Below are 8399 nucleotides of genomic sequence, written 5' to 3' on the forward strand. Positions count from 1 at the left end.
CGCACGGAGTCTTTGTGGACAAAGACGGCTCTGTCTTCATAGGGGACAGCGAGACGCATCGCGTGCGTGTGTGGCGGAAGTAACCATCGTGACTGCCAATAAGATGCCATGCCATTCATGCCTGGCATTGTGCAGATACCAATTGCCAGGCATCTCAAACCTCACCCAAACTCACGCACCGACTCCCCTCCGCACTAAAACCCCTGGCTCTTGCTCCCCTCAATGACAATGCGCTTCGTCTCCGGCCCCTGCTTCACCGCCTCACGCGCTTTCCCGCCCCGTGTTTCCGTGAACTGATTGTCGCTGATCGTGATCGCTTCCGTCCCGCCCTGAATGTCGATCACCACCCCGCCTTCCGGCGCATTGTCGATGAAGCGGTTCTTCTCGATTCGGTTGCGATGCCCCGCAAAGTCCGGCCCGCGTTCCGGGCGAAACAGCAGACCATTCACCTTGCTGCCCCGGATCGTGTTCCCCGTCACCAGGTTGTCAGTGTCACGATGGCCAATCGAAATCCCAATGCGATTCCCCTCGATTTGATTGCCCTCCGCCAGCCCATGCTTCACGCCCCAGCAGAAGAAAATCCCGATGTCATTCCCACGCAGCGTGCTGTTGCGGATGATCGGCCTCTGCGAGCCGCTGCCCGGGTGCAAACCCAGCCCGCTGTTGTTTTCGCTCACGCAGTTTTCCACCACCACATCGTGGCAGATCTGCCAGCTGATCCCATCCCCGTGGTTGTTGCGCGCCGTCACCCCGCTGATGTGGAAGCGATTGCAGTCCTGCAGAAAAATGCAGCCCGCGTAGTTCCCATCCAGCTCCGCATTGTGTTCACGGTTGCCGTCCAGCACCAGATTCTCGATCCTCACATCATTCACAAATTCACCGCTCAGCAGCGGAAACAGCGTCGCGCACGTCGCCTCGTTCATCTGCCACAAGTTCTCACGCAGCGCCTTGTCCAGCTTGAAGCGGTTGCCACTCCGCGCCACCAGCGTCCGCTTGATCACCGTCTGCCGACCCGTCTTCGCATCCTTTGCCCGCAGGCACACGCCATCCCCCACGCGAAATCCGCTCGCATCATGCAGCGTGATCTCCTGGTCATACCAGTCGCTGTCCAGCTTCAGCGGCGTCATCACAGACGGCTCTTTAATGAGCACCGTCTTGTCACCCTCGCCCGTCAGGTTCACACCCGACTGCAAATACACCGCATTGCGCAGCCGGTAAGTCCCCGCCTTCAGGTGCACCGTCCCGCCGCCCATCCGCGCTAAATAGTCCACCGCAGCCTGAATCGTCCGCTGGTCACTGCCCACGATGTCCGCATCCTTCAGCCCCACCGTGATCCTCAGCCCCTCCTCCCACTTCGGCTGCACCGCCGTGTCACCGCTCGTCTGGCGCGGCACCGTCACCGCAGGACGCTCCGCAGCGAGGAGTGGAGCAGCAATCATGAGGCAGAGCAAAAATCGTTTCATCCTCGAACCAACGCACCTCAGTAACCTCAGCTTTCCCCGCCTTGCACTGGATTCATTGGATAAAAGGATGCTTGGCATGAAGGGCACTCAGTGAAGGCGGGACATCGCTGGTCTTCAAGTATCCCTCTGCATCTAACCTCACATGCTGAGTCTCCTTGGTTCAATGATGCCATCTTTCGCTATTCCACTCCGCAGTTCACCAGCCCTGAAGGGGCTGCGTAATAAAGCCCAGGGTCAGCCGAGCCTCAGCGAGGAGACCCTGGGTCCTGGCCATCATGACGGGGAGGCAAATCCAGAACCCCGCCACACACCTTGCTCACCAGCAGCTTCTGCAATATGCTCCGCTGCGATCCTGCGATGACAACGAATTTGCACTCCTCGATGCGGAACGGCTTATGGCGGTTGACCGCCAGCCTGATGACGTTAGCGGTCGTCGGCACCGCATTGAATCTCCAAGCGCAAGTCAAAGACGCGCGCGATCCCTTCGCCAGTCCGCCATTGACTCCGGCGCAGGTAGAGGCTGTGGCTGAGGCGGAAAAGCTGGGGCGCATCCAGTCAACACTGCAGAGATGGGGCGACGAAGGAATGCTCTCTGAGGGCCGTCTAAAGAAGCGGCTGAACTTGATCCGAACCTATCCCGAACTGGGGAAGTATATGGCACAGATAGCGGACCAGATGATTGAGCAGAAGTCGCCGGAGATTAGTGATGTCTTGGATGCGATGTCCATGCGTTCGGACGTGCCGCCCGAAGCCATTACCCGCTATATTGAATTAACCAAACGTATGATCGCAGGCAAGACGGCCAAGGATATTAAAGACGGGTTCGAGGAGGAGTGCCTTCGTGGAATCCCTGATGTGCTGGCCTCCCATCTTACGCCCGAAAATGAAGACCTGTTGATTGTCTTGCTGCAGTTCGGGACCCAAGGCCATGCCCATAGGGCACTAGGCCGGGCTGGCACCATCCGGGCGTTGCCGGCGATGCAAAAATATGCAGACGAGTATGAGCAGTATGCCCGAACTGAGAACAATGGATCAGTATCCTTGTGGTTGAAGGAGATCAAAGAGAGTCTTATGGCACTGAGCAAACGTGTGTCTGAGACCAAGCAAAAAAAATGATGCCGGGCATTAGGCACAGCAGGCCCCATGTAAAAGATTGCAGCTCTAAACCCAATCAAAGCATACGCACCGACCAAAGAGTCGCGTGATCCCGCAGCCACCAGTCTTCTCGGCCCAAGATATCTCCGTCTCATCGCTCCTCTCTCAGCCAAGTCCTCGTCGGAATCCGCCATCCTCTCAAGCCGCCACCCCGTCCCTCACCACTTCCACCACCTTCGTCTTATCAATCTTCGCCACGTTCGAGTTCGCCACCTTTTTATCCTCCGTGTAGTTAAAAAGGTTCAAGTCCAGATGGTGTGCATCACAGCGCGGGCATTTCTTCAAAGTGTAAGTGATGCGCGCCGCAGCATCCTTGTGAATCGTCTGATCCAGCGTGGCAAGTGCCGCTTCCGTCTCCGCCAGTGGCGCAGCGGCAATCGGCACGGTGAAATCGTTCGCACGTGCAATGAGCTCTTTGATCGACGCCTGCAGCGCCGCGAGCCGTTCCTTCTTTTTCAGCTTCTTCACCACCGACCACTGCTCCGGCGCATGCAGGTGCCCCGTGCGATGCTTCTTCAGGTACTGCTGGCAGCCCTTGCAATACGGCATGCCAAAGACCATCATCGACGGCACCATGGCGCCGCCCGCGTAGCCACAAATTTCCAGCAGCTTGTAAAAATAGCCCCACATGCCCAGCGGGCTGCCTGCCTCGCCCGAGCTGCGGCTCTTGAAGGACATGCCTTCGCTGATCTCACGGAAGTAGTCGATGAACCCATACCGATCCGCCGGAATGTGATGCAGCTCAATGATGCTCAGGTAGGTGAGGTAGTGCGCCGCAAAGTAATCCACAATGGCCGTCGTGATCATCCCAAACACAAATGCCATGCTCAGCTTCACCTGCAGCAGGCGCGAGCCCACGGCATATCCCACACCACTGCCGATCCCCACCAGAAACGCCCCCGCTGGAATGATCCCATTCGCATACCAGCCCATGATATTTTCACCGTTGTCATTCGCGATCTGCACCAGCCACAGCGCCAGCGCCGAGGTGGCCAGACCACAGAGATAAACGATGAGACCGGGCTGACGAAGAGGCTGGCTGGGCGTGCTCATGGGATCAGCCCGAAATATCAGGTGGCGAAAACAATGACAAGCCTTTTGTCATTTTACCACGCACAACCTCGAAATTTCATTCATTCGCCGTGCACGCCCTCAGCTCAAGGCCCGATGCGTTTATAGTACCCGCCACTTTCACTCAGCACGCTCCCATCAGCCTTCGTCGTCTTGGTGTGAAACTCAATGCGCTCCGGTGAAATAATCCGCCGCGCGCTGCTGAACTGCACGCCAGCAGCGGATGGAACCGCCTTCTTGATCAGTGAATAAGTCTGCGTCTTCGCGTCCCATTCCACGTCCTGCCTTTCGTCCCCATTGAGGGAGGATGAGTAAGTCTCAGCGTACTTCTGCGCCGCTGGATCATAGGTCGTGAGCGAGGCCTCCACATACGGTTTTGAAGTCCCCTGCGTCGCGCCGCCGGTGCCCGTGCGGACGCCCTCTGGCAGATGAACCTCGCGCCACAGTCCCGTGCCGTCGTTGCTCCAGAAGTAGTGCACGGTGATTTTATCACTCCGGTCCCGGCCTGGGCCCGTCGTCCAGTGCATGCTCCATTCGCCAATGAAGGCCGAAAGGGCGCGCATGGCATCCGTGCTAGGCAGCGCCACATATCCTGTCGCCGGTGGCTGATACTCCTCCGCGAGCGCCGCCGGAAACTCATATGTCGTGCCCGGATTCAGCCGCTTGGCAAGACGCAGCGCCAGCTCCCAGTCGTCGTCACGCGTGTGATGGATGGACACCTGCCGCTGGTCCACCCGCTCCACCGTGGCCGTGAACGAGTTCGCGTTGAATTCAATATGCGAGACCTTTCCGCGAAACGGCGGCAGCTTGCGCATCTTGAAAAGGTCCGTGTAAATCACAGGCTCCATCAGCGCATGCGGTGCCATCTTCTGTGGCGGTGTCACCACTCCAGAGGTGCTGGACTGCGCCACGTAGCTGCCGTTCCCGCTGAAAGCCTGCGCTGCAAGCACGGCCTTCGGCGCAGCAGCCGGTAGTTTCACCGGCGGCACCTTCTTGGCCGTGCGCACGTAGCTGCCACGCTTCGTCGAGATCACTTTTCCGCTCGCATCCTGCGTCACTGTTTTCCAGTCGATCCGGGCCTCCGTCGTAAAGGTGGCCGTGTTGATGCGCGTCTGCCCGCTCATCGGCGTGGGCAGCGCCGTGGTGAAAGTCCGCGTCGCCTCATCCCAGGTGCTGGTCAGCGCCGTGGCGCCGTCTGCCGCAGGATCGGCGCTGACGTAAGCCTTCGCGCCCGCATCATAGAGGATGCGCACAATGTCCAGCGTGGGAGTTTCCTCGCTGTCGTCATGGCTAAAACTCATCTCCCTCCAGATGCCCGTGCCATCCGCCAGCCAGTGGCAGTTCATCCGCACCTTTGCGTCAGCATCACTCTCCAGCGTGCCGCTCCAAGAGCCTATGTAACGTCCGAGCACGGCGATCTCAGGCGATTGGGGCCGCGCCTTCGCCGCGCGTTGATCTTCGGAGAGCAGCAAATCCTCCAGCGCCGCGGGGAACTCATACGTCTCCCCACGCTTCAGCTGCTCGGCGATCTTTTGGGCCACGTCGCTGGTGTAAGGGCCGCTGGCAAGATGGAGCCGTGAATCCGCGCCCTGCAGCACCATCGCACAGCTTTTTTCCCCAAGGCCCGGGTCCAGCACCGTGGCGCGGAAGGGATGCTCGCGCCCCAGATCCATCAGCCCGCTTGGCACACTGGGCGTGGTGGGAAAGAAAGACGCCGTCCTCGGCAGCGCGCGCATCAGCCTCACCGTCTCATCCAGCCCCAGGAAATCGATCAGGCACTGCGGGAAGGCGTAGCGGCGGTGCGCCTTCAGCTGCGCCACAAACTGCTGCTCCGGCGTCGGATTCGAGCTGCTGTACTCATAGCTGCTCGTGCCGCCATCATCCGCCCGCAGCGCCAGCTTGAAGCCGCTCGCACTGCTGCTCGCGCTCGTCACCTCGGCCACAAAGGGCTTCGTGTGCAGCAGCGTGAACACGCCGCTTGGAGACTGCGCCCCCAGAGAAGAAACGAACACACAGCAAAGGAGAATGACCGCGCGCATGGCTGTTAATAGAGAATGACAAAATGATCGCCCTCCGCATAGGCCGCAGTGAAGCCCCAGACGGGAACACCCGGCTTGATACCACGCTTGCCCTTTACTTTGCCAGAAGAATCGAGCACCAGCCAGCCAAGCTGCACGCCCTTCTGCCATCCCGTGCCCACGCTACAGGTGATCAGCGTCTCACCCCGCGCATTCACCGCCAGGCCAGGGCGGGCCTCAGGCAAGTCGCAGCGAATAACGCTCCCCACGGCGGCCAAGCTTCACGCGCGCACCATAGATCTCACTCAGGTTCCGGCTGTTCAGCACCTCCGCCTTCGGCCCGGACGCATGCACCTGGCCGTCCCTCAGCAGCAGGCAGTGGGTGATGCTCGGCAGGATTTCCTCCACGTGGTGCGTCACCAGCACCAGGGAAGGGGAGTGCGGCTGCACCGCCAGGGATTGCATCCACTGCAGGTACTTCTCACGCGCCACCGGGTCCAGCCCCGCACAGGGCTCGTCGAGAATCAGCACATCAAACTTTGCCATCAGCGCGCGGCAGATCAGCACCTTCTGCTTCTCCCCCTGCGACAGCGGGCCCCACAGCGCCTCGCTCAGGTACGCGCAGCCCACCTGCGCCAGCAGGCCTGCCGCCTCACGCAGCACCGCCGCCGGCGGCTCGTCGATCAGGTTCAGCTTCGCCTCGCGTCCGCTTGCGATCACATCGATCACCGGCTCGCCGCTCTCTAAATACGTCACCAGCGTGTTCGTCACCAGCCCCACTCGCCGCCGCACCTCGCGCCAGTCATCTTCGCCAAACACACTCTCACCGATCCGCAGGCTCCCGCCCGTCGCACTGTCATACCCCGTGATCAGGTTGATCAGCGAGGTTTTGCCGCATCCGTTCGGGCCCAGAATGCACCAGTGCTGTCCGGGTTCCACCCGCCAGGAGATGCCTTTGAGGATGGGACGGCCACGGCGGAAAGTGAGATCAGAAACTTCGAGTACGGGATTGGACATGTGGTTGGATCATTGAATGACGAACAGAGAATGTCGAGTCGTCTTGAACGACACTCTTTAAATGCGAAGGGCGGGCCCTGCTGGCCACGAGATCTTTGAAAGGACTTTCCACTCAAATGCTTCTTTGAGTGGATAGAATTTGTCCTTTTGATTTTTCTCCCGTGACAAAAATGACCATCCTGCTAATCTCAAATCCCTTTCTCAAAAAATGTCAGTTTCCCCAGATGCCCAGCCACATTGCGCCATCAAATCCGATGACGTGCGTCAATTCCAGCTTGTGCATCGTCGTAGTTTTTTAGTACTTTGTGCTGATGTGGAACGCTCCCTGCAAATCATGAGACCCATTTTCTGTGCCGCTCTGGCCCTGGCCGCTGTCACGCCTGTGTTTTCCCAGGCTCCTCCGCCTGCACCTCCGGCGGCCCCTGCCGCTCCCGCCGCTCCCGCCGCGCCTGCAGCCCCCGCTGCTTTGAACATCCAGCAGGAGACTGAAGCCCTCATCGCTGCCGCCGGCGCCCTCTTTGCCGAGGCCAAATACCAGGAGGCCCTTTCCAAGCTCGCCGTTGCGAAGAAAAACCTCAACAACAAGCCCTTCGAGAGCATCCTCTTCACCGAAGGCGCCTGCTACTACAATCTCAACGACTACCCGAAGGCCATCGAAGCTCTCGAAGCCTACGTGAAGGAGTTCCCAACAGGCTCCGCCATCGTCGATGTCCGCATGGCCCTGGGCCGCTCCTACATCGCCAGCAAGAAGGAAGACAAGGGCATCGAGGTGCTCACCAACGTCGTTCGCGATTCACCGGAGAAAAAAGCCGAGGCCGGACTCATCATCGCCGACACCCTCAATAAGCAGGACAAGAAGGACGACGCTCTCAAAATCCTCATCAACGTCCTGGCAGACGGCATCCGCAGCGCGGAATCCATCCAGGCCGCCATGCTTGCGGCCAACATCTACGTCGCCAGCGGCAAGCTCGATGAAGCCACCACCCTCATGGACAAGGTGCGCAACTTCGCCTCCGGTGGCGATAGCATTGCTCAGATGAACAACATCTATCTCAAGCTCGGCGATGAGATGATGGAAAAGAAGGCCTACAAGGAGGCTCTCGGCGCCTACCAGCTCGTCCGCAAGAAGAACGAAATCTCCCGCATCCAGGCTGAGCAGGTGGCCAAGCTGGAGACCCAGCTCAAGACCGCCAAGGGCGTCCGCAAGGACGAGATCGAAACGAAGCTCAAGGCCAACAAGGATATCATGGCCGAAATCGAGAAGCGCACCGATTACGATGCCTCTCTCTATTACCGTCTCGGCCGCTGCTACTATGAAATGGGTTCCCCCACCGACAGCGGCGCTGGCGATCCCTCCCGCCTCTGGCAGGCCATTCTCGCTTTTGAAGTCGTCGTCAAAGACTTCAAGCAGTTCGCCCAGCGCGACAAGTGCATGTACGGCCTCATCATGGTCAACGCCTCCTTGAAACGCATCAAGGAGTCCCGCGAAGGCTGCGAAGCGTTCATCGAAAACTTCCCGGACAGCGACATGGTCGGCGAGGTCTCCATGATGTTCGGCATGCTGGCTTACCAGAACAAGCAGCTCAAAGAAGCCATCGCCGCTTGGAAAAAGGCACTCAGCTTCCCCAAGGCCGACAAAGAGCGCCTCTACTTCCTCATAGGCAGCGTCCAGTTT

General features: G+C 59.3%; 8 protein-coding genes. 3 read left to right on the forward strand and 5 right to left on the reverse strand.

What is annotated here, in order from left to right; translation table 11 throughout:
* Positions 1–83, forward strand: an 83-nt coding sequence (locus ACIREA_RS20550; RefSeq protein ID WP_397384225.1) for a hypothetical protein, incomplete at its 5' end; no start/stop codon positions are given.
* A gap of 111 nt (positions 84–194) precedes the next feature.
* Here the strand turns inward: ACIREA_RS20550 and ACIREA_RS20555 are convergent.
* Complete coding sequence (locus ACIREA_RS20555; protein WP_397384218.1) at positions 195–1463, reverse strand: right-handed parallel beta-helix repeat-containing protein; 1269 nt, start codon at positions 1461–1463, stop codon at positions 195–197.
* 402 nt (positions 1464–1865) lie between these two features.
* Between ACIREA_RS20555 and ACIREA_RS20560 the strand changes: the two genes are divergently transcribed.
* On the forward strand, positions 1866–2579 hold the full coding sequence (locus tag ACIREA_RS20560) for a hypothetical protein (RefSeq protein WP_397384219.1): 714 nt from the start codon (positions 1866–1868) through the stop codon (positions 2577–2579).
* 177 nt (positions 2580–2756) lie between these two features.
* Here the strand turns inward: ACIREA_RS20560 and ACIREA_RS20565 are convergent, their stop codons facing one another.
* The 4 genes from ACIREA_RS20565 to ACIREA_RS20580 form a co-directional block, all read right to left on the reverse strand.
* Positions 2757–3671: a hypothetical protein gene (locus ACIREA_RS20565; protein WP_397384220.1), complete on the reverse strand. Its 915-nt coding sequence runs from the start codon at positions 3669–3671 to the stop codon at positions 2757–2759.
* A 104-nt stretch (positions 3672–3775) separates the two neighbouring features.
* The gene (locus ACIREA_RS20570) at positions 3776–5728 is read right to left on the reverse strand and encodes a hypothetical protein (protein ID WP_397384221.1); all 1953 of its coding nucleotides are present in this window, start codon (positions 5726–5728) and stop codon (positions 3776–3778) included.
* Positions 5729–5733: 5 nt separating this feature from the next.
* A complete protein-coding gene (locus ACIREA_RS20575) occupies positions 5734–5952 on the reverse strand; it encodes a hypothetical protein (RefSeq protein WP_397384222.1) in 219 nt (72 codons plus the stop codon).
* Positions 5945–6724, reverse strand: a complete 780-nt coding sequence (locus ACIREA_RS20580) for an ABC transporter ATP-binding protein (protein ID WP_397384223.1) — start codon at positions 6722–6724, stop codon at positions 5945–5947. Before ACIREA_RS20580 ends, ACIREA_RS20575 begins: the two co-directional genes overlap by 8 nt.
* A 334-nt stretch (positions 6725–7058) precedes the next feature.
* On the opposite strand from ACIREA_RS20580, the gene ACIREA_RS20585 reads away from it, so the two are divergent.
* On the forward strand, positions 7059–8399 hold a 1341-nt coding region (locus tag ACIREA_RS20585), incomplete at its 3' end, for a tetratricopeptide repeat protein (RefSeq protein ID WP_397384224.1).

The organism is Prosthecobacter sp. (genome assembly GCF_044373815.1).
Taxonomy (GTDB): Bacteria; Verrucomicrobiota; Verrucomicrobiia; order Verrucomicrobiales; family Verrucomicrobiaceae; genus Prosthecobacter.